The organism is Ruegeria sp. N10, from assembly GCF_056531545.1.
This window is the reverse complement of record NZ_JBQFLY010000011.1, coordinates 50841-73211: the sequence shown is the minus strand read 5'-3', so window position 1 is coordinate 73211 and position 22371 is coordinate 50841. Positions and strand designations below refer to the sequence as shown.

The 22371-nt window shown below is 56.7% G+C and carries 20 protein-coding genes; 12 read left to right on the top strand and 8 right to left on the bottom strand.

Annotation, left to right across the window (positions count from 1 at the left end; genetic code table 11):
• Positions 1–14 precede the first annotated feature (14 nt).
• Positions 15–491, bottom strand: a complete 477-nt coding sequence (locus tag ACR0JI_RS14950; protein WP_480473785.1) for a YHS domain-containing (seleno)protein — start codon at positions 489–491, stop codon at positions 15–17.
• 629 nt (positions 492–1120) lie between these two features.
• Here ACR0JI_RS14950 and rpsA point away from each other — a divergent pair.
• The 6 genes from rpsA (at position 1121) to ACR0JI_RS14920 (ending at position 8053) form a co-directional block, all read left to right on the top strand.
• Positions 1121–2797, top strand: a complete 1677-nt coding sequence (gene rpsA / locus ACR0JI_RS14945; protein ID WP_480473784.1) for a 30S ribosomal protein S1 — start codon at positions 1121–1123, stop codon at positions 2795–2797.
• Between the two features lie 270 nt (positions 2798–3067).
• A complete protein-coding gene (gene ihfB, locus ACR0JI_RS14940; protein WP_050603110.1) occupies positions 3068–3352 on the top strand; it encodes an integration host factor subunit beta in 285 nt (94 codons plus the stop codon).
• A 7-nt stretch (positions 3353–3359) separates the two neighbouring features.
• A complete protein-coding gene (locus tag ACR0JI_RS14935; RefSeq protein ID WP_480476817.1) occupies positions 3360–3710 on the top strand; it encodes a lipopolysaccharide assembly protein LapA domain-containing protein in 351 nt (116 codons plus the stop codon).
• Between the two features lie 5 nt (positions 3711–3715).
• Positions 3716–4360 (top strand): phosphoribosylanthranilate isomerase, encoded by a 645-nt coding sequence (locus tag ACR0JI_RS14930; protein WP_480473783.1) that lies wholly within the window; start codon positions 3716–3718, stop codon positions 4358–4360.
• 98 nt (positions 4361–4458) lie between these two features.
• Positions 4459–5706, top strand: coding sequence for a tryptophan synthase subunit beta (trpB, locus tag ACR0JI_RS14925; protein WP_480494847.1), 1248 nt, complete (start codon positions 4459–4461; stop codon positions 5704–5706).
• A 1039-nt stretch (positions 5707–6745) separates the two neighbouring features.
• Positions 6746–8053 carry an Ig-like domain-containing protein gene (locus ACR0JI_RS14920; protein ID WP_480494845.1) on the top strand — a complete coding sequence of 436 codons (1308 nt, stop codon included), beginning with the start codon at positions 6746–6748 and terminating at the stop codon, positions 8051–8053.
• Between the two features lie 28 nt (positions 8054–8081).
• Here the strand turns inward: ACR0JI_RS14920 and ACR0JI_RS14915 are convergent, their stop codons facing one another.
• The 7 genes from ACR0JI_RS14915 to ACR0JI_RS14885 form a co-directional block, all read right to left on the bottom strand.
• Positions 8082–8456, bottom strand: coding sequence for a DUF2237 family protein (locus ACR0JI_RS14915; RefSeq protein ID WP_480494843.1), 375 nt, complete (start codon positions 8454–8456; stop codon positions 8082–8084).
• 9 nt (positions 8457–8465) lie between these two features.
• Complete coding sequence (locus ACR0JI_RS14910) at positions 8466–9629, bottom strand: serine hydrolase domain-containing protein (RefSeq protein ID WP_480494841.1); 1164 nt, start codon at positions 9627–9629, stop codon at positions 8466–8468.
• Positions 9630–9712: 83 nt separating this feature from the next.
• Positions 9713–10393 carry an aminoacyl-tRNA hydrolase gene (gene pth / locus ACR0JI_RS14905; protein WP_480494839.1) on the bottom strand — a complete coding sequence of 227 codons (681 nt, stop codon included), beginning with the start codon at positions 10391–10393 and terminating at the stop codon, positions 9713–9715.
• A 142-nt stretch (positions 10394–10535) separates the two neighbouring features.
• Positions 10536–11183 carry a 50S ribosomal protein L25/general stress protein Ctc gene (locus ACR0JI_RS14900; RefSeq protein WP_480473778.1) on the bottom strand — a complete coding sequence of 216 codons (648 nt, stop codon included), beginning with the start codon at positions 11181–11183 and terminating at the stop codon, positions 10536–10538.
• A gap of 247 nt (positions 11184–11430) precedes the next feature.
• Complete coding sequence (locus tag ACR0JI_RS14895; protein ID WP_480473777.1) at positions 11431–12597, bottom strand: alpha-hydroxy acid oxidase; 1167 nt, start codon at positions 12595–12597, stop codon at positions 11431–11433.
• Positions 12598–12742: 145 nt separating this feature from the next.
• Positions 12743–13534 (bottom strand): tryptophan synthase subunit alpha, encoded by a 792-nt coding sequence (gene trpA / locus ACR0JI_RS14890; RefSeq protein WP_480473776.1) that lies wholly within the window; start codon positions 13532–13534, stop codon positions 12743–12745.
• Between the two features lie 79 nt (positions 13535–13613).
• Positions 13614–14102: an acyloxyacyl hydrolase gene (locus ACR0JI_RS14885; RefSeq protein WP_209505423.1), complete on the bottom strand. Its 489-nt coding sequence runs from the start codon at positions 14100–14102 to the stop codon at positions 13614–13616.
• Positions 14103–14302: 200 nt separating this feature from the next.
• Here ACR0JI_RS14885 and ychF point away from each other — a divergent pair, with 200 nt between their 5' ends.
• The 6 genes from ychF (at position 14303) to ACR0JI_RS14855 (ending at position 22365) form a co-directional block, all read left to right on the top strand.
• Positions 14303–15400, top strand: coding sequence for a redox-regulated ATPase YchF (ychF, locus tag ACR0JI_RS14880; RefSeq protein WP_480494836.1), 1098 nt, complete (start codon positions 14303–14305; stop codon positions 15398–15400).
• 65 nt (positions 15401–15465) lie between these two features.
• The gene (locus ACR0JI_RS14875; protein ID WP_480494834.1) at positions 15466–16347 is read left to right on the top strand and encodes a LysR family transcriptional regulator; all 882 of its coding nucleotides are present in this window, start codon (positions 15466–15468) and stop codon (positions 16345–16347) included.
• A gap of 85 nt (positions 16348–16432) precedes the next feature.
• Positions 16433–18136, top strand: coding sequence for an NAD(P)H-dependent oxidoreductase subunit E (locus ACR0JI_RS14870; RefSeq protein ID WP_480494832.1), 1704 nt, complete (start codon positions 16433–16435; stop codon positions 18134–18136).
• A 13-nt stretch (positions 18137–18149) separates the two neighbouring features.
• Positions 18150–20933 (top strand): formate dehydrogenase subunit alpha, encoded by a 2784-nt coding sequence (gene fdhF / locus ACR0JI_RS14865; protein WP_480494830.1) that lies wholly within the window; start codon positions 18150–18152, stop codon positions 20931–20933.
• A 111-nt stretch (positions 20934–21044) separates the two neighbouring features.
• Complete coding sequence (locus tag ACR0JI_RS14860) at positions 21045–21833, top strand: cyclase family protein (protein ID WP_480473769.1); 789 nt, start codon at positions 21045–21047, stop codon at positions 21831–21833.
• Between the two features lie 10 nt (positions 21834–21843).
• Positions 21844–22365 carry a thioesterase family protein gene (locus tag ACR0JI_RS14855; RefSeq protein ID WP_480473768.1) on the top strand — a complete coding sequence of 174 codons (522 nt, stop codon included), beginning with the start codon at positions 21844–21846 and terminating at the stop codon, positions 22363–22365.
• The last annotated feature ends 6 nt before the right edge of the window (positions 22366–22371 follow it).

Sequence of the window (22371 nt, the reverse complement as noted above, 5' to 3'; positions counted from 1 at the left end):
AATCGGGGCGGGTCTTACAGCTCGCCCACGGCGACGGTTTTGATATTCGCCCATTGGTCATCCGCCGTCTTTGCGGTGGCGACAACGTCCTTCAAAAAGGCTGCCCGGGTTTCCGCGTTCAGGAACAGAAACAGTTTTCCGTCTGCGACAAGGTATTGATCCGGGTCACCGTCAAACTTCTTGCCGACCGATACGCCGAATGAACAGAAGCCACCATGCTGCGGCAGGTATGCAGCAGGGTTTGCCTCGAACGCTTCACGGTTCGCGGCGGACGTGAAATAATAGGAGGCTCCGTCATAAGTTGACGAGTGAGTGGCGAAGCCTTCGACCGGGTTGCCATCATTGACCAATGCAACCAGATCAACGCCATGTGCGGCCAGTGGCGCACCAGCGGCTGAAATGCCGTTGGACACGTTGATTTCGTCAGCGGCAAAGGCCGGGGTGGACAGGGCAATTGCAGTCGCCATGGCGGCAAAGATGAGAGATTTCATAATATTTTCCTTTTGGTTCTGGTTTCTGGTCGACCTCTTTGTCGACCGATAAAGCTAAATTAGGGAAAGGATACGGAACGTTTAATCTCAGATACGTCACCAAATCTTGCAGATCGTACAAACAGTCGAATGGTTGGCGTTCACTCTCCAAATCTCCACCATCCATCCTGTGACGCAGGAAGCCGGGCGCCGCGTGACGCGCGAAAAGTTGAGACATATTACCTTTGCGTTGCATGCTGAGGCTTAGCCGCGTGGTTCGGTCCCCAGTACCAAGATTCCTTCGGGCAAGAACCTGCCGCGGACCATGCAGTCTTTTTCAGTCAGAACCTGCTATCATTCAGGTTGCCATATCGCATTGGGGATCAGCGCTAGGCAGGAGTTCCTGCACGCGCTACCTCGCACCATAGGCTTTGCACTTGCACCGGTTCAAGATTCAGCCTATACGCGCGCTGTCGATACAAGGGCGGTCAACGTCCGGATGACGTTTCTGAGCAGGGCCGGGTTACCTCGGCCCTTTGTGTTTGTTTGCTCGGGGCGCACCGGATCACGCCTGAAGACGTCATGAAACAAGACCGGCGGAGACAACCGCTCGGCCAGCAAAAACGTACTGTAAAGGAAATGAACGCCACATGGCTAACACATCCATGGAGGAATTCGAAGCCCTCCTGAACGAAAGCTTCGAAATGGACACGCCCGAAGAGGGTTCTGTTGTCAAAGGCAAGATCCTGGCGATTGAAGCCGGTCAAGCCATCATCGACGTCGGCTATAAAATGGAAGGCCGCGTTGATCTGAAAGAATTCGCAAATCCCGGCGAAGCCCCTGAAATCGCTGTCGGCGACGAGGTCGAAGTTTACCTGCGTGCCGCAGAAAACGCCCGTGGCGAAGCCGTCATCTCGCGCGAGATGGCCCGCCGCGAAGAGGCATGGGATCGTCTGGAAAAAGCATATGCCGACGACCAGCGTGTCGATGGAGCAATCTTTGGCCGCGTCAAAGGTGGCTTCACCGTCGATCTGGGTGGCGCAGTTGCATTCCTGCCTGGTTCGCAGGTTGACGTACGCCCCGTACGCGACGCAGGCCCGCTGATGGGTCTGAAGCAGCCGTTCCAGATTCTGAAAATGGACCGCCGCCGTGGCAACATCGTTGTGTCGCGCCGCGCAATCCTGGAAGAATCGCGTGCCGAACAGCGCGCCGAAGTCATCGGCAACCTGACAGAAGGTCAGAACGTCGAGGGCGTGGTCAAGAACATCACCGAATACGGTGCATTTGTTGACCTGGGCGGCGTTGATGGCCTGCTGCACGTCACTGACATGGCATGGCGTCGTGTAAACCACCCGTCCGAGATCCTGACGATCGGCGAAACCATCAAGGTTCAGGTCATCAAGATCAACAAAGACACTCACCGCATCAGCCTGGGCATGAAGCAGCTTCAGGAAGATCCGTGGGATCTGGTTGCCGCCAAGTACCCGCTGGGCTCGGTCCATCAGGGTCGCGTCACCAACATCACCGACTACGGCGCATTTGTCGAACTGGAAGCCGGTGTCGAAGGTCTGGTGCACGTGTCCGAGATGTCCTGGACCAAGAAAAACGTCCATCCCGGCAAGATCGTCTCGACCAGCCAGGAAGTCGACGTCATGGTTCTGGAAATCGACGGCGCCAAGCGCCGCGTGTCTCTGGGCCTGAAGCAGACTCAGCGCAACCCATGGGAAGTGTTTGCAGAAACACACCCCGAGGGCACCGAAGTCGAAGGCGAAGTCAAGAACATCACCGAATTTGGTTTGTTCATTGGCCTCGAGGGCGACATCGACGGCATGGTTCACCTGTCGGACCTGTCCTGGGACGAACGTGGCGAGGATGCAATCCAGAACTACCGCAAAGGCGACATGGTTTCGGCCGTTGTCTCGGAAGTGGATGTCGAAAAAGAGCGTATCTCGCTGTCGATCAAAGCTCTGGGTGGTGACAAGTTCGCAGAAGCCGTTGGCGGCGTGAAGCGTGGCTCGGTCATCACTGTAGAAGTGACCGCAATCGAAGATGGCGGCATCGAGGTCGAGTACGAAGGCATGAAGTCGTTCATCCGCCGTTCCGATCTGTCGCGTGACCGTTCCGAACAGCGCCCCGAGCGTTTTTCGGTCGGTGACAAGGTTGATGTCCGCGTAACCAACGTTGACAGCAAGACCCGCCGTCTGGGCCTGTCGATCAAGGCACGCGAGATCGCAGAAGAGAAAGAAGCTGTGGAACAGTACGGTTCTTCCGACTCGGGCGCGTCGCTGGGCGACATTCTGGGTGCAGCGCTGAAGTCGGGCGACTAAGCCCGGGGCGCATCCCAAGCATGATTTACGGCCTCGCATGGAAGTGTGGGGCCGTTTTTGTTGCGAATCAACATGTTCCAAACACACTGCTAAAACTCGATAATGTTCGCGCTTGAAGTGTGTAAATCGGCCTGTCGGGCAAAATTTCGCGTGAGAATATGGCAAAATAAGGCCTCAACACGCAGAGTATCCGTTCCCCCGTTCTGGGTTTTTTCCTATACTGTCAAAACAGTAGACCTGTCACACCGGCTGCCTGGGAGGGTATCTCGAATGATCCGTTCAGAACTGATTCAGAAAATCGCTGACGAAAACCCGCATCTCTATCAGCGTGATGTCGAGCGGATTGTGAACACCGTGTTCGAAGAAGTCACCGATGCCATGGCGCGCGGCGACCGGGTCGAACTGCGTGGCTTTGGCGCGTTTTCGGTGAAAAAGCGGGATGCCCGCGTAGGGCGCAACCCCCGTACCGGTGAAACCGTTCAGGTCGAGGAAAAATGTGTACCATTTTTCAAAACTGGCAAGTTGCTCAGGGATCGTTTGAACGGTAAAGCCTGACCTCATGATGCGTTACCTTCGATATGCTTTTCTTGGGACTCTCGGGATCGTTCTGATTTCCGTGTCTCTGGCGAATGTTCAGTCTGTTGAACTGAGACTGATGCCCGATGCTCTGGCCGAGCTTCTGGGCTTTAACGTCAGTACCTCTTTACCGCTTTTTCTGGTCGTTCTCGGTGGCGTTGTCGCCGGTTTGATCATCGGTTTCATGTGGGAATGGCTGCGGGAGCATAAACACCGCCGCGATGCGACCGTGAAAAAAGGCGAGGTCCGCAAGCTTGAACGCGAAGTCAAGAAGCTCAAGAAAAAGCAGAACGAGGGTAAGGATGATATTCTGGCCCTACTCGACGAGGCCAGCTGAGGCTTATGTCTACCGATGTATCCGTTAAAATCTGCGGTTTGACCGCATCAGAACATGTGCGCGCTGCGGTTGAAGCCGGCGCACGCTATGTCGGGTTCAACTTTTTTCCCAAATCGCCCCGTTACGCACCAATACCGCAAGCCGCGGCGTTGGCCGCCGAAGTACCAGTCGGCGTTGCCAAGGTCGCTCTGGCCGTGAATTTCTCGGACGCGCAGCTTGATGAGATTGTCGCTGGGGTTCCGCTGGATATGTTGCAGCTTCACGGCGGAGAGTGCCCCGAGCGTGTGGCAGAGGTCAAGCAGCGCTATGGCCTGCCCGTCATCAAGGCGATCGGTGTGGCGGAGGCCGAGGACTTGGCAGCGATTGATCTGTATTCCGAAGTTGCAGACCAGCTTCTGATCGATGCAAAGCCGCCGAAGAATTCGGAACTTCCCGGCGGCAACGGTCTTCCTTTTGACTGGCGGCTGCTGGCAGGTCGCAAATACTGGCGCAGGCCGTGGATGTTGTCCGGTGGTCTCAACCCGGACAATGTCGCTGAGGCGATCCGCATGACGGGTGCGCGGCAAGTCGATGTGGCGTCAGGTGTTGAAAGCGCGCCGGGCGTAAAGGACGCTGGACTGATACAGGCATTTATCGACGCGACGCGCTGATTTTGTTTGCCTCTGCAAGGGGGCAATATGGTGCGTTTTGCCATGGCAAATCCCGCGACGACCACCTATGACAGTCAGGTACGACGAGGGAGACACCCATGGCCAACGATCTTTTCAATTCCTTCATGTCCGGCCCTGACGAGCAAGGGCGCTTTGGCATATTCGGCGGGCGTTTTGTCAGCGAAACGCTGATGCCGCTGATCCTGTCACTGGAAGAGGAATATGATAAAGCCAAGGATGATCCGACTTTCTGGGCCGAGATGGATGATCTGTGGGCCAACTATGTGGGCCGCCCCTCGCCCTTGTATTTCGCGGAACGCCTGACCGAGCATCTGGGCGGAGCGAAAATTTATTTGAAACGTGATGAGCTGAACCACACCGGCGCACACAAGATCAACAACGTGCTGGGCCAGATCATTCTGGCGCGACGCATGGGCAAGACGCGGATCATTGCCGAGACCGGGGCGGGGCAGCACGGTGTCGCGACAGCCACGGTCTGTGCGAAATTTGGTCTGAAATGCATCGTTTATATGGGTGCCCATGACGTGCAACGTCAGGCCCCGAACGTGTTTCGTATGCGCTTGCTGGGGGCCGAGGTGATTCCGGTCACTTCGGGTCGTGGTACGCTGAAGGACGCGATGAATGACGCGCTGCGCGACTGGGTGACCAATGTGCGCGATACGTTCTATTGCATCGGAACAGTGGCCGGTCCGCACCCATACCCGGCGATGGTGCGTGATTTCCAGTCGATCATTGGCAAGGAAGCCAAAGAGCAGATGATGAAGGCCGAAGGCCGCCTGCCGGATACGATCATTGCGGCTATTGGTGGCGGCTCGAACGCGATGGGCCTGTTCTATCCTTTCCTTGATGACAAGGCCGTCAACATCATCGGTGTTGAGGCTGGCGGTAAAGGTGTAAACGAAAAGATGGAGCATTGTGCCTCGCTGACAGGCGGTCGTCCGGGTGTGCTGCATGGCAACCGGACCTATCTGTTGCAGGATGATGACGGGCAGATTCTGGAAGGCTATTCGATCTCGGCCGGTCTGGACTATCCGGGTATCGGCCCCGAGCATTCCTGGTTGCATGAGGTCGGTCGCGCGACTTACGTCTCGATTACCGACAAGGAAGCGCTTGAGGCATTCCAGCTGTGCTGTGCCACCGAGGGTATCATTCCGGCGCTGGAACCCAGTCACGCCTTGGCGCATGTCATGAAGATCGCGCCCGAGTTGCCCAAGGACCATCTGATCTGCATGAACATGTGTGGACGCGGTGACAAAGATGTTCAGACCGTCGCAAAATATCTGAACTTCGATATGTCAGACACCGAAGGCCGCACTGCAGGGTGATTTCAACCGGGACCGCACCGGGGCTATATGCCCCGGTTGACAATCTTGATCGAACAAGCAGCGGGGAAAACCCTTCGGTCCACCCGTGATTGTAATGCCCCTTTGAAATGGCTTTCGAATCTGATTGCTGTTTTGCCGGGCGCAGCCGGATGTTGTTCCTGCCCTGGCATGGCCTCCGTTTTTTCACGCGTGCTCGCCCTCGCAAGCGATCCTTTTGGACCCGGTGGAGCCCGTGCAAAGAATCGTCCACAAGCGATATCGCCCTGTTCAACTTGTGCTTGAAGGTTTCCAAATGGTGATCAGTGTAGCAACTGGAGCCATACTGTTGCAAAACTGCTGAACTGTCAGCGATTATGTCCCTTCTGTCTTTGCAGGCGAATTTCCAGCGCTGCTTGCCTCACGGTTCTTTCTCCACGCGACGACACAGTAAAAATTGGGTGTTTCAAGCTGTCTGAGAGTTGGTTCAGGTCAAAACCCGGTTGTTCCAACAACACTGTGTAGTCCGCACGCCCCAGTTGAATCCCGCAGCGTTCTATACAGCGTCTTCCAATTGAATTAACTTCTCATTAACCGGCGATTTGCCGCCGGTTCTGGGGATGTCTCTGCGAAGACGGGGCAAGGAAGACGCTGCTTGGGATGTGATTTTGACCCCGGGCACTCTGGTGTTTGGCACCCACGCGGTGCTGTAGGAGGTAATATGGTTTGGTCCGCAATCACGAGGCTGTCATGTCTCTGTCTTCTGGTTTCCGCGCTTTTGATGGGGGGTACTAAACAGGTTGCCGCCCTTGGTACCTATTTCATTACACAGAATGACCCCACACCTGGTGGTGGCAGTATAGTGTTTAACAATAATCCACCGCTTTCCATGGCTTTCGTTTCAGTCGGGGGATTTGTCCCTGGGGGTACGTATTACAGCTTAGGATCTGTTTCTACGGCGTTGCCTGTGATCACCCCAGCTGCGTTGACTGGGCTTGGTTGGATCAATCCAACAATTATTAGCCAGAATGGGGCGGATTCGACCTATACTTCAGATAGTTATATGGGTGTTGTGTTTACCGCGCAGGAAACGGTTGGAGGGCCGCTGTACCGATACGAATTTGCGCTGTCCGGCGCCACGAATACCCAGTATATCAACACGCGGACTTTGGCCGACACGACGCAGCCGACGGCCTCAATCGGTGCACTGACAACAATCGGCAACGGTACGTTCCAAGCGGTGATCACACTTAGTGAACCCAGCACAGATTTCACAGTGGGCGACTTGTCGGTTACCAATGCTTCAGCCACCCTGACAGGGTCCGGAACCAATTATGTCGCAACGTTGACTGCGCAAAATAACGGTACAATTGAGCTGTTTATTCCCGCTGGCGTTTTTTCTGATGCCGCCGGGAACCTGAATCTTGCATCCAACAGGGTCAGCACACAACAGGGCGTAACGGATACACAGCGACTGGTGCAGGCCTTTCAGAACGCCCGGGCCAACAGCCTTGTGACCAATCAGCCAGAGCTGACGCAGTTTCTTCAGCAATCGGGATCAGGTGCGTTGGACTCATCAGTGACGCAAGGATCGGGGTATCTGAAATTTGCAAGTGATCCAACCCAACCGGTCTGGTTCAATCTGTCCGGTAACTGGAGCTCGCAAAACGATTACGACAGTTCTTATGCCTTGGCCGTGGTGGGGGCGCATGGCTGGGTGAACTCGAACCTTCTGATCGGCGCCATGTTGCAGATCGACTATGCCGAAACCGAAAACGGCCCGGCCAGCGTGGATGGCACAGGGTGGCTGGTCGGACCTTATGTCGTCGCCAAACTGCCCAGCCAGCCGGTGTTTTTCGAGGGGCGCGTTCTGTACGGTCAGGCCGATAACGATATTTCCCCGCTGGGCACCTATACCGACAGTTTCGATAGCGAGCGCTGGCTGATCCAGTCGCGCGTAACCGGAGAGATGAAGCGCGGGAACCTGACGCTTATGCCGTTGCTGGACATCAGCTATGCCAGCGACAATCAGGAGACTTATACTGATAGTCTGGGCAACCTGATTCCGCAGCAGGATTTCAGCCTGACCACCGCACGGTTGGGCATGGATTTCAGCCATCCAATCCAAGTGTCGCGCGGTCAGATGATGCTGACCGGTGGTCTATCTGGTATTTGGAGCACAACATCCGGCACAGGCACTGTTCCTGGCGTGACACCGATAGGGGATACGGCACGTGCACGCGCTGATCTGGGTTTTGACTACCGACTGGAAAACGACAGCCTTCTGGCCGCAAATCTGTTCTATGATGGTATCGGTGAAAGCGGATTTGAAAACTACAGTGTCAGCCTGATCTGGCAAATGGCATTCTGAATCCGCCGTGTGCTGTTTTGGGAGTCCGTCAGGTCTTCGCCTTGTTTTGGAGCAGAATGTCGAGCGGTACGATTTCAAGCGCGCGTTGATGTGTCGCCTCCAGATGAACCTGTGGCGCACATCCTTCGTCATGAGCTTGCAAAAACCGGCTTGCACATAAACACCAGCTGTCACCTGGGCGAAGGCCGGGAAAGCCGAATTCGGGCCGTGCCGTGCTCAGATCATTACCCACATATTTTGAGAACGCCAGAAATTCGGCTGTCATCACGGCGCAGACTGTGTGACTACCCTGATCCTCGGGGCAGGTATTGCACGCGCCATCCCGGAAAAACCCTGTCAAAGGGTCGCGTGAGCAAGGGGCCAAAAAGCCACCCAGTACATTTACACTGTCTTGTTTCTGCATAATGGCATCTTACAGACTTTCCGCAATCTTGCGGAACATTTCGATGTTAAGATCATTTACGCCGGGTTCACGGAACAGCCTGTCTGCACCAGTTGTCACAATCAGAACGCCCCTGGGCTGGTTGAAATAGATGTACTGACCATAGACACCGCGGGCCAGAAACTCTCCTTCATGTGCGCCGCGGGGAATCCACCATTGATACCCGTACCCGATCTCTCCTTGTGCGGTCGGTGCGCTGGGTTGGGTGGCTTCGAAAATCCATTCGGCAGGAACCAGTTGCTTTCCGTTCGCGATGCCGTCCTGAAGGATCATTTGTCCGAACCGGGCGAAATCACGCGTGGTGAAGTTGAGGCCACCCAAAACAAAAGCGACCCCTGCACCATCAGTGATGTAGTATCCGTCCCGCTCCAGCCCCAACGGTTGAAGTATCTTTTCCGTCAGAAGGTCTGCCACGTTCCGCCCGGTCGCACCGCGTATCACCATGCCCAGAACATGGGTGTCGATCGACACGTATTGCCAGGTTTCACCCGGCGTCGCAAAGCTGTCCTGCAGTGAGGCTGCGAAATCGTCCAGCTCACCACCCAGGGCAACCACACGCCCCATCCGATTGATGTCGGAATTTGGGTCGAGGTAATCTTCATCAAACGTCACGCCGCTTGCCATGTTCAGCACGTTGCGGATCGACGCGGTTTCATACGCGCTGTCTTTCAGTTTTGGCGCATATTTGACAACCGGGTCATCCAACGACTCGATTGCGCCCTCTTGCAAAAGGATACCGAAAAGCGCCGAAAGATAGCTTTTGGCGACCGACCAAGAAATCCTCCGGTCATCAGACCCGGTGCCAAGATAATATTCCTCGAATCTGATCTTGCCGTTCTGCATAACCAGCAACGACGTGACCGATCGTTCATCGATCCAGCTGTCGGTTCCTTCCGGCAGTTCGAACCCTTCGCCATAAGGCAGGTCCCAGGTTGGCGCGTCTCCGCGCGGCAGGTTCACGGTCAGAAAGGCCTCGTCCATATGCGAGAAATTGTGGACGATCTTCTCTTCCGAAAATAACGAGTTTACGGCCAAAAGGCGCTGCAACTCTTCGCGCTTCCACAGCCCGACGGCAGTGGCGGCCAGAACCAACGCCAGCACGATGCGCAGCACCCACTTCAAAATGGATTTCATCGCATTGCCTCCCTAGTTGAGCGGTATTGGAACGCGGGAGATCACATTCCGCAACCTCTACGTAACGGAAAGAGGCAGAGGTGCTACCTGAATTTGTCCAAAAGCTTCTGCATGGCAGACCGGTCGTCGCCCGCGGCGTCGGGTTCGGCCGTTGAAGGTGTGTCGGCTTTAGGTGCAGCGGTTTTTGATGATCGCGGCGGGGCAGTGCGCAATGCAACTGCATTCATGAACTTGCCGCCCTCGTCCTGTGCCAGGTAGGGTGCTCCGTCCGAAACACCCCAAAGAACGTCGTCCAGCCATTCGGCTTCGGATTTTGCAAAGTCGTTCAAGACATATCCCGACACCATTTCCTTGCGGCCCGGATGCCCGATCCCAAGGCGCACGCGATCATAAGCCGCCCCGATATGCTCATGGATCGAGCGCAGACCGTTGTGCCCGGCGTGCCCGCCCCCTGCCTTGACACGTAGCTTGCCCGGAGCAAGGTCCAGCTCGTCATGGAACACAACAACGTCGGTGGAGTCGAGCTTGTAAAACCGCATCGCCTCGCCGACGGATTGACCCGAACGGTTCATGTAGGTTTGCGGTTTCAACAGCAGGACTTTCTCGGTGCCAAGTCGACCTTCCGAAATCTCGCCCTGAAACTTCGATTTCCAGGGGCCAAACCCGTGATCCTCTGCGATCCGGTCCAGGGCCATGAACCCGATATTGTGCCGGTTCCGGGCATATTTCTGGCCCGGGTTTCCCAATCCAACAAACAGCTTCATGTTTCCGTTTTGCCTCTGTAGCTCCAAAGCCATTTCATGCCCGGAAATCGTCAGGAAATCCAGTCAGGCCTGATGACTGAACCCGTAAAAAAAACGGGGCTCACCCGAGCCCCGCTTCAAAGTCGGAAACATTGTTCCAGACTTATTCTTCTTCTTTTCTGACAACTTCGACTTCATCGGCTGCAACTTCACCATCTTCATCGTCGTCGCTGGTGGACAGACCAGTCGGCGCCGAGATGTTGGCAATCACAAAGTCACGATCGATGGTCGGTTTGGTGCCCTCAGGCAGTTCAACCGACGAAATGGTCACGACGTCATTGATGTTCAGACCGGTCAGATCAACAGTGATCTTTTCAGGAATGTCACCGGCGGTGCAGATCAGTTCGACTTCCGGGCGGACAACGGTCAGAACGCCACCCTTTTTGATGCCAGGGGCCACCCCTTCATTGATGAACTCAACGGGGATGAACAACGCGATCTTGGTGGTCCGGCGCAGGCGCATCAGGTCCAGATGGGTCGGCAGGTCTTTGACTACATCACGCTGAACGTCGCGGCAGATGACGCGCACGTCATCGTGGCCTTCAACTTTCAGGTTCCACAAGGTCGACTTGAACCGGCCCGCTTTCAGGCGCTTGAACAGGACGTTGAACGGGATCTGGATTGGCAACGGATCTTTGTCACCACCAAATACGATGCCCGGAACCATGCCGTCGCGGCGTGCCTGACGAGCGGCGCCCTTGCCTGTCCCCGTCCGTTCCAGAGCTACGAGATCAGGAATCTCACCAGCCATGATATATTCTCCAATGTTAGGGCGGGCATCCTCCAAGGCTGTATACCCGCGTGAAGCCGCGTCCTTAGCTTGATTCACCCGATTTGGAAAGAGGTAATCTTGCCATGCGTTCAGCTGGGTTCCACCGCCTATCCTGGAGTGTCGATCTGGTGGACGGCTGAAGAATCCCCAGCTTCATCTGGCCAAAAATATCCCGGGGGAGGCGCCCGGAACGGGCGTCGGGGGCAGAGCCCCCCTGATTGACCGGTTACGCTTGCCAGCGGCCCCCAAAGTTTTCGGGTATCAGCAGATTGTGACGCCCCAACGCGGCCACGTTTTTCTCACCACAAAGCGCCATTGTGGTGTCAAGCTCCCTCTGGATCAGCTCAAGCGCCGTGGTGACACCTTTCTGACCCATGGCACCCAGACCATACACAAACGCGCGGCCAACATAGGTCCCTTTTGCCCCAAGCGCCAAGGCTTTGAGCACGTCTTGCCCGGACCGGATGCCGCTGTCCAGATGCACCTCGATATCGCCACCGACCGCATCCATGATCTCGGGCAGGACACGAATTGAGCTTAGCGCGCCGTCAAGTTGACGCCCACCATGGTTTGACACGACAATCGCATCGGCACCCAGCTTGGCGGCCATCCTTGCGTCCTCCGCATCAAGGATGCCCTTGAGGATCACTTTCCCGCCCCATTGCTCCATCAGTTTTTCAACCTTGGACCAGTCCAGGCTGGGGTCGAACTGTTCTGCGGTCCAGGCCCCCAATGACGATGCGTCCGAAATACCATGCACATGCCCCACGATGTTGCCGAACTCGCGACGCTGGGCCCGCAGCATTTCAATGCCCCAGGCCCATTTGGTCATCAGGTTGGCGATGGTTTTTGCCGTCAGTTTGGGCGGGGCCGACAGACCGTTTTTCAGATCTTTGTGCCGTTGGCCCAGAATTTGCAGGTCGAGTGTAATCACCAGCGCGGAGCATCTTGCGTCTTTTGCCCGCTGGATCAGCCGGTTGATGTAGTCCGTGTCCTTCATCGTATATAGCTGAAACCAGAAGGGCTTGTCGGTATACCCGGCCACATCTTCGATCGAGTTGATGGACATGGTGGACAGCGTAAAGGGTACACCAAATTCCTCGGCGGCTTTGGCGGCCTTCATCTCTCCGTCTGCATGTTGCATCCCCGTCAATCCGACCGGGGCAAGCGCCACGGGCATTGAAACGTCTTCGCCAATCATTTGCGAAGATGTCGACCGACCGGACATATCGACCGCAACCCTTTGGCGAAGGCGTATTTTTTCAAAATCGGTCGTGTTTTCGCGAAAGGTCTGTTCTGTCCAGCTGCCGCTTTCGGCGTAGTCATAGAACATACGGGGCACGCGGCGTTCATATATGCGTTTGAGGTCTTCGATATTGGTGATCACAGGCATGAAAACAGGGCTCCGCTCACTTTGGTTAGTTTTCCTTACCAATTCATTCCCAAGGCTGCAATGTCTTGACGTCACAGTGAAGGAACACAAAAAACCCGCCGCGGTATCCGCGACGGGTCACAATTCTCGCATGTTGCCTGCGAAATCAGGCGCTGTGCGCGCCATCCGAAAGAGATTTCACAAAGGTCAGCACTTCGGCCACAGGTTTACCTGCGCCGATCTGGCTGACGATCGCTGACCCGACCACCGCGCCATCCGACACCGAGGCAATTTTGCGCGATTTCTCAGGCGTGTTGATCCCGAACCCCACGATCACCGGCAGATCGGTCGCGGCCTTGATGCGAGCAACCTCGGGGCCAACATCTGTTGCCTCTGCCTCGGCTGCGCCAGTAATCCCGGTGATCGAGACATAATACACAAAGCCCGAAGTGTTTTGCAGAACGCGTGGCAGGCGTTTGTCATCCGTAGTGGGGGTCGCAAGGCGAATAAAATTCAGACCTGCCGCTTGCGCGGGCAGGCAGAGTTCTGCGTCCTCTTCGGGGGGGAGGTCCACCACGATCAAACCGTCAATCCCTGCCGCTTTTGCATCGGCCAGAAACGCGTCGACACCCCGGCTGTAGATCGGGTTGTAATACCCCATCAGGACAATGGGGGTTGTATCGTCCGTTTCCCGAAACGTTCGTGCCAGATCCAATGTGCGTTGCAAGGTCATGCCCCGCTCAAGCGCACGTTGGCCTGCGGCCTGAATAGTAGGGCCGTCGGCCATCGGGTCGGTAAAGGGCAGGCCCAGCTCGATAACATCCACGCCAGCACCAGGCAGGCCTTTGACCACTTCAAGCGAAGTGTCATAGTCGGGATCTCCGGCCATGACATAGGCGACAAAGGCTTTTTTGCCTTCGGCTTTCAGGGCGGCGAACTTGGCGTCGATACGGGTCATCGGATGTCCTTGCACTCGGGTTTCGACCTGATGTGCAGAAACTTTGACCGAAAATCAATCCCGCCCAGACAGGAATGGATCAGAAGCCCAGATGATAGCGTACCAGCAGGGCATTCACGCCCGGGTTTTCGTCATTGGTACTGGCGTTGGATTTATGGGTAAGCGCGACAGACACGCTGTTGCCATTGTTCAGATTATAGCCAAGACCCAAAAGGCTGCGAATCTGAAAATCGCCCCCAAGATCATTCAGGTCGTTGCTGGCATTATAGTAGCCGGGCATTACACTGCCTTCCACGAACCAGCGATCGCTTAGCGCATACTGCCCGATCAGGCCCGCGCCGATATGCGTGTCACCATCTTCATCTACAGTTAGGGCCGCACCCCAACCGGCGCGAAACCGCGTGGCCTGATGAAATGGTGCATGGTGGTATTCAATCGAGATCAGGCCCTGATCCTCGGACGTGTCTTCGGAATAATCAGCGTATCCAGCGCCAAAAACAATGGTCTGTGCCTGGGCTGACACGCAGGCCGTTGCCGCCATTACGGTTACAAGAAAAAAATGTTTCATCGGGTTCCGCTAACATAAAGTGATCGTGCGATATTAACTGGTTATCGTAGGCGCCGTTTTTCAATTTAGACAAGAACACATTTTCCAAACAATTTTGTGATGTGGCGAAATGGACTCGGCAAAGGTGCCGCCAGCAATCCCTTGCGCATCTAGGCTGACCTGCATAGAAGCTGCGATCGTATTCTATGCAGGAGGCCGTGATGGGCTTTAAGATGGGAATCGTGGGTCTACCGAATGTCGGCAAGTCGACCCTGTTCAATGCGTTGACCAAAACCGCAGCTGCGCAGGCCGCGAACTTCCCGTTCTGCACCATTGAACCCAATGTCGGGGATGTTGCGGTTCCCGACGCCCGTCTCGACAGGCTGGCAGCGATTGCGTCCTCAAAACAGATTATCCCGACGCGGATGACTTTTGTGGATATCGCGGGTCTGGTGAAAGGCGCGTCAAAGGGCGAAGGGCTGGGCAACCAGTTTCTGGCGAATATTCGCGAAACGGATGCGATTGCACATGTGTTGCGCTGTTTCGAAGACGGTGACGTGACACATGTCGACGGGCGTGTTGATCCGGTTGCGGACGCTGAAACGATTGAAACCGAACTGATGCTGGCCGATTTGGAAAGCATCGAAAAGCGCCGGGCCAATCTGGTGCGCAAGCTGAAGGGCAACGACAAGGAGGCGCAACAGCAGGATCGCCTGTTGGCCGAGGCGCAGGCCATGCTGGAAAGCGGCAAGCCCGCACGTCTGGTCGAAGTCAGCGACGAGGACGCCAAGGCGTGGAAGATGTTGCAACTGCTGACAACCAAACCGGTTCTCTACGTCTGCAACGTGTCCGAGGAAGACGCCGCACAAGGCAACGAATACTCTGCCCGCGTGGCCGAAATGGCCGCTGCGCAGGGCAATGCCCATGTCATCATCAGTGCCAAGATCGAAGAAGAGATAAGCCTGCTGGACGAGGACGAAGCCCAGATGTTCCTTGAGGAGATGGGACTGGAAGAGCCCGGCCTCGACCGTCTGATCCGCGCTGGTTACGATCTGCTGAAGCTGGAAACCTATTTCACCGTTGGCCCGAAAGAGGCCCGCGCCTGGACCATCCGCACCGGCACCGCTGCACCGCAAGCAGCAGGTGTGATCCATGGCGATTTCGAAAAGGGCTTCATCCGCGCCGAGACCATCGCCTATGACGACTATGTCGCTGCCAATGGCGAACAGGGCGCGAAAGAGGCGGGTAAGATGCGGGCAGAGGGTAAAGGCTATATCGTCAAGGACGGCGATGTGATGCACTTTTTGTTTAATACCTGATCAATTGGGCTGTTCCTGTCGGGTGAGCGGGGTATCCTGCCTTATCCGCAGCATTGGAGCTTTCCTTGATCGAAATCCGCGACCTGCAACTGCTCAGCGCTTTGGCGCGGCATCGGCATTTTGCCAAGGCGGCCGAGGAGTGCGGGATTTCACAGCCTGCGTTTTCTATGCGCATCCGCAATCTTGAGGATCGGTTGGGTGTCTCCATCGTCCGCCGCGCCAACCGCTTTCAAGGGCTGACCGAAGAGGGCGAGATGATCGTCCAGCGGGCGCGGCGCATTCTGGACGACACCAAGGCGCTGGAACAGCAGGTTCTTGCTGCCAAGGGCGAGATTACGGGCACACTGATCCTCGGCGTGATCCCGACCGCAATCGCCTTCACGGGGCGGTTGGTCAAAAGGCTGCGTGACGCGCATCCTCGTATCGTCACACGCATTGAAACCATGTCCGCCACCGCAATTCAACATCGGCTGGACGAAGGCAGCCTAGATGCCGGGGTAACCTATGGTGACAGTATTGGCACCGATTTCCGGCAGGTTCACCCTCTTTACGAGGAAACCTATGTGTTGTTGGTGCCCACGCATTTGACGGACCAGACCGGCCCGATTCCGTGGGCGCAGGTCGCAGAATTTCCGCTCAGCCTTTTGGAGCCGCAGATGCAGAACCGGCGAATTCTGGACCGGGTGTTTGCCGAACAGGGGCTGCACCCTGACATCGTGGCCGAAACCAGCGGTTTCACGGCTTCGATGGTCATGGTGCGTGAAGGGCTGGCAGCGACGGTTGTCCCTCGGGTTTTGGTGCGCGCGCTGGGCGATTTGAAGGGAACGAAAGTGTTGCCGCTGATTGAACCTGTTGTCAGCAAACCGATTTGTCTGGCAACCCTCAGCCGGGATCCCGAGCTGCCAACCGTCAAGGCTTTGCGGGATGTGGTGACCTCTTTGCGGTGATAAGGCGTCGTTATCGTGCGATTGCGAAAAGCGATTTGACGATATGTTTGCCTGATGAGAGACGGAACCTCAATCGGAGGGCATCATGGCACCATTAGATACCAAGCCATCAGGCACACCCAAGGGCGTCTGGAAGTCAGGTAAAGGCAAGGGGCGGCACACACCCAAGGGCCGTCAGTTCACGGATGAGGCGCAGGCTGAAATCACACGCCTGCTGGGCGATCGCCCGCGCCGCCGTGATCTGTTGATCGAATTCCTGCATTTGATTCAGGACGAACACGGCCATATCAGCGCCGACCATATCGCGGCATTGGCCGTCGAGATGCGGATCGGTCAGGCCGAGATCTACGAGACCGCGACTTTCTATGCCCATTTCGATGTGGTGAAAGAAGGCGAGGCGCCTCCTCCCGCTTTGACCATCCGGGTTTGTGATTCCCTCTCCTGCGAAATGGCCGGTGCCCAGCAGTTGCAGCAGGCGCTGCAAGACGGTTTGGACCCTGTCGAAGTTCGCGTTGTTCGCGCACCCTGCATGGGGCGTTGCGATACCGCCCCGGTATTGGAGATTGGCCACAATCACATTGATCATGCGACCCCCGAAAAGGTGCAGTCGGCGATTGCAGTAGGGGACACCCATGCGCATCTGCCCGACTATGAGACCTTCGAGGCCTATGAGGCCAACGGCGGCTACGCCACGCTGAAAAATCTGCGCAACGGCGGAAACTGGGAAGAAGTACAGGAAACTGTCCTGGCCTCGGGCTTGCGTGGTCTGGGTGGCGCTGGCTTCCCGTCGGGCAAGAAATGGGGCTTTGTTCGCATGAACGACGGCCCGCGCTATCTGGCCGTGAACGGCGATGAGGGTGAACCCGGCACATTCAAAGACCGCTATTACCTGGAGCGCACACCGCATGTCTTCTTGGAAGGTATGCTGATCGCGGCATGGGCGGTCGAGGCCGAGACCTGTTTCATCTACATGCGCGACGAATACCCGGCAGTACTGGAAATTCTGCGTCGTGAGATTGCGGCATTGGAAGATGCCGGTATCGTCGCAAAGGGTTACATCGACCTGCGACGGGGTGCCGGTGCCTATATCTGCGGCGAAGAATCCGCGATGATCGAATCGATTGAGGGCAAGAAAGGCCTGCCGCGCCATCGTCCGCCGTTCGTCGCGCAAGTTGGGGTCTTTAACCGTCCGACCTTGGTGCACAATGTCGAGACGCTTTATTGGGTCTCAAAAATCTGCCGCGAAGGGCCGCAGATTCTAAACTCTGTTGAAAAGAACGGCCGCAAGGGCCTGCGCAGTTATTCGGTCTCGGGGCGTGTGGCGAAGCCGGGCGTTTACCTACTGCCCGCAGGTTCGACCATTCTTGATGTGATTGATGCCGCCGGCGGCATGGCTGATGGCCATGTGTTCAAGGCGTATCAACCGGGCGGGCCGTCGTCAGGTCTTCTCCCCTCGGGCATTGACGACGTCCCGCTCGATTTCGACACGCTTCAGCCGCTTGGCACTTTCATCGGGTCTGCCGCCGTTGTGGTTCTGTCCGATCAGGACACCGCCCGCGATGCTGCGCTGAACATGCTGCGGTTCTTCGAGGATGAAAGCTGTGGCCAGTGCACCCCCTGCCGGGCAGGCTGCGAAAAGGCGGTCAAGCTGATGCAAGCCGACAAGTGGGATACCGATCTGTTGGAAGATTTGTGCCAGGTGATGGCCGATGCCTCGATCTGCGGTCTGGGGCAGGCGGCCCCGAACCCCATCCGTCTGGTCATGAAACATTTCGCTGACGAAATCTGAGGGAGACAGAGCCATGCTTGACGCAAGCCCAACCAAGACCGTCACCTTCAACCTGAACGGCGATGACGTCACCGTGCCCGAGGGCACCACGATCTGGGAAGCGGCCAATGGCCGGGGCCTGGTGATCCCGCATCTGTGCCACAAGCCTGCACCGGGATACCGCCCCGATGGCAACTGCCGCGCCTGCATGGTCGAGGTGGAGGGCGAGCGTACTTTGGTCGCCTCGTGCATCCGCCCGGCGGCCGATGGGATGGTAGTCAAGACCGACACCGACCGCGCCGAAAAATCGCGCGCCATGGTGATGGAATTGCTCGTGGCTGACCAGCCCGAGCAGCCGCATGACGTATCCAGCCATTTCTGGGATATGGCCAAGTTGAACGATGTCAGCAACAGCCGCTTTCCTGCGAAAGAGGCCGAGAAAATCCCGCTGCTGGATGACAGCCATGTGGCGATGCGTGTCAATCTGGATGCGTGTATCAACTGCAATCTTTGTGTTCGGGCCTGCCGCGAAGTGCAGGTGAACGACGTGATTGGCATGGCCGGTCGTGGTCATACGGCGCAGGTGGTGTTTGACCAGAATGACCCGATGGGTACCTCCTCCTGTGTTGCTTGCGGTGAATGTGTTCAGGCCTGCCCCACCGGTGCGCTGATGCCTGCGACCGTGCTGGACGAACAGCAGCAGGGGGACAGCAAGGATTACGATAGCGAGACCGAAAGCGTCTGCCCGTTCTGCGGTGTGGGCTGCAAGGTGTCGCTGAAGGTCAAGGACGGCAAGGTGAAGTATGTCGAGGGCATCAACGGCCCCGCAAACGAAGGTCGTTTGTGCGTCAAAGGTCGCTTTGGCTTTGACTACATCCACCACCCACACCGCCTGACCAAACCGCTGATCCGGCGCGAGGATGCGCCCGCCAAGGGGCTGAACGTCGATCCGGGCGATCTGTCGACCCATTTCCGTGAAGCGACCTGGGAAGAGGCGATGGATCTGGCCGCGACCAAGCTGATGGCCCTGCGTGCCAAAGACCCACGCTCGGTTGCAGGCTTCGGTTCGGCCAAGTGTACCAACGAAGAGGCGTATCTGTTCCAGAAGTTCATCCGTCAGGGCTTCAAGCACAACAATGTCGATCACTGCACCCGTTTGTGCCACGCCTCATCCGTTGCGGCGCTGATCGAGAATGTGGGTTCGGGCGCGGTGACGGCGACCTTTAACGAGATCGAGAACGCCGATGTGGCGATCATCATCGGTTCAAATCCGATCGAGAACCACCCTGTCGCGGCGACCTATTTCAAGCAGTTCGCCAAGCGTGGCGGCAAGCTGATCGTGATGGACCCCCGCGGCGTTGGTATGCGCAAGTTCGCCGACGAAATGCTGCAGTTCCGCCCCGGCGCGGATGTCTCGATGCTGAACGCGATCATGAACGTGATCGTCGAGGAAGAGCTGTATGACAGCCAGTACATCCATCGCTGGACCGAGAACTGGGAGGCCGAGAAAGAGCACCTGCGCGCCTTCACGCCCGAAGCGATGGCACCGATCTGTGGTATTGAACCGGATCAGCTGCGCCGTGTCGCGCGTACCTTTGCGCAGGCCAAAGCTGGTCTGATCTTCTGGGGCATGGGCGTCAGCCAGCACATCCACGGCACCGACAACTCGCGCTGCCTGATTTCGCTGGCTCTGATGACGGGCAATGTCGGTAAACCCGGCGCTGGGCTGCACCCGCTGCGGGGGCAAAACAACGTGCAGGGCGCATCGGATGCGGGCCTGATCCCGATGTTCCTGCCGGACTATCAGTCGGTGACTGACGACGGCGTTCGCGCCAGGTTCAATGATGTCTGGCATTCGGATGACTTTTCGAACGAGAAGGGTCTGACGGTGACCGAGATTATCGATCAGGCATATGCGGGCAACATCAAGGGCATGTATATTCAGGGTGAAAACCCGGCCATGTCCGATCCGGATGTGAACCACGCCCGCGCGGCACTGGCCAAACTGGATCTGATGATCGTGCAGGACATCTTCCTGACCGAGACGGCGAACTATGCCGATATCATCCTGCCTGCCTCGGCGCTCTATGAAAAGAACGGCACGGTGTCGAACACCAACCGTCAGGTACAGCGTGTACGGCCTGCCGTTACTCCTCCGGGTGAGGCGCGCGAAGATTGGAAGATCACGGTTGAGCTGGCACAGCGCATCGGGCTGAATTGGGACTACACCGATGTGTCGCAGGTCTTTGCCGAGATGAAACTGACCATGGCGTCGCTTGACAACATCACGTGGGAGCGTCTGGAGACCGAGACGATTACCTACCCGTCGCTCAGCGAAACCGATCCGGGTCAGGCCATCGTGTTCGGGGATGGTTTCCCCCGTTCGGGCGGCAAGGCGAAGTTCACTCCCGCCAGCGTCATTCCGCCGGATGAGGCCCCGGACGAGGAATACCCGATGATCGCCACCACTGGCCGTCAGCTGGAACATTGGCACACCGGCTCGATGACCCGCCGGTCCAATGTTCTGGACGCGGTGGAGCCGGAGGCGAACTGTTCGATGAATCCACGTACGCTCAAGCTTATGGGAATCGAGCCGGGCGATATGATCCGCCTGACCACACGTCGTGGTTCGATTGAGATCATGGTTCGCGCGGACCGGGCGATTGCCGAGGATATGGTGTTCATCCCGTTTGCCTATGTTGAGGCGGCGGCGAACATTCTGACCAACTCGGCCATCGACCCTTATGGCAAAATCCCCGAGTTCAAATTCTCGGCCATTCGCGTCGAAAAGATCGAAAGCGCAGTTGCGGCTGAGTAAAACCAACACATATCAAGCAAAGAAGGCGGCCAGATGGGTCGCCTTTTTCTTTTCTTGACAGGCGCTTGCGCTCGACCAACCCTGTCGTAGATGTTGGTGGAGGAATTTCTTATGGCACGCCGTTTCGTCGATCTGTCCGTTCCGTTGGAAACCGGGATCGTGTCTGACCCGCCAATCATGTTGCCGCAAATTGAATATCTGACCCATGATCAGACGGCAGAACAGGTCATGTCTTTCTTTCCGGGTCTGGAACGGCAAGACCTGCCGAACGGTGAAGGATGGGCAATCGAACGGTTGCAGATCGCGACCCACAACGGCACGCATCTGGATGCGCCGTATCACCATCATTCCACGATGAACAAAGGTGAACGGGCAATAACCATCGACGAAGTGCCGTTGGAGTGGTGCATGAACCCCGGCGTCAAGCTGGACTTTCGGCACTTCGAGGATGGGTATGTCGTTACCGCGGCAGATGTCGAAGCCGAATTGAAGCGCATCGGCCACGACCTTTGCCCGCTGGATATCGTCGTGGTCAACACTGCTGCAGGGACACGTTATGGCGCGCCGGATTATCTGGTCAAAGGATGTGGAATGGGGCGCGAGGCGACGCTTTTTCTGACTGAACGTGGCGTGCGTGTCACCGGCACCGACGCCTGGAGCTGGGATGCCCCGTTTCCGCTCACCGCTCAGGAATACGCTGAGACCCGAGATCCATCTATAATCTGGGAAGGCCACCGCGCGTCGATGGACATCGGGTATTGCCACTTGGAAAAGCTGACCAATCTGGAAGATTTGCCGCCCTCAGGGTTCGAGATTTCCTGTTTCCCCTTCAAGATTAAAGGGGCCTCTGCCGGATTTGTCCGGGCAGTTGCAATATTTGACGAACAAGACGCGCAGTAAAGGGGGCCAGATGCAGCCGACTACGACACCTCCTGGCGGGCATGATGGCCCGTACGCTGCGCCGGTGGAAATTCGCGGCTTTGAAGTACGGCCCGAATGGATCGACTATAACGGCCATATGAATGTTGGGTTTTACAGTGTCGCCTTTGACATGGCGTTGGAAAAGCTGATGGTTGACCATCTCGGGCTGGGCGAGGTGCAGGTCAAGGCGTTGGGGCAGGGGCCTTACATCCTGCAGTCTCATCTGCATTTCGTGCGGGAGGTCAAAGACGGTTCATCGTTTTATTTCAGGTTCCGTATGCTGGATGCTGACAGCAAGAGAGGACATTATTTCGCACAGATGCTTTTGGCAGAAACTGACGAGATTTGCGCGACGCAAGAGGCGCTTTTCATGAATGTCAGCCACAGCACCGGGCGATCCGTACCCTATCCGGATTGGGCAGCGACGCGTCTTGCGCAAATGGTGGTTGACCATAAGTCTCTGGGACCGGCTTCGCAGATCGGCCAACCGATAGGAATTCGCCGGAAATAGTTTCCA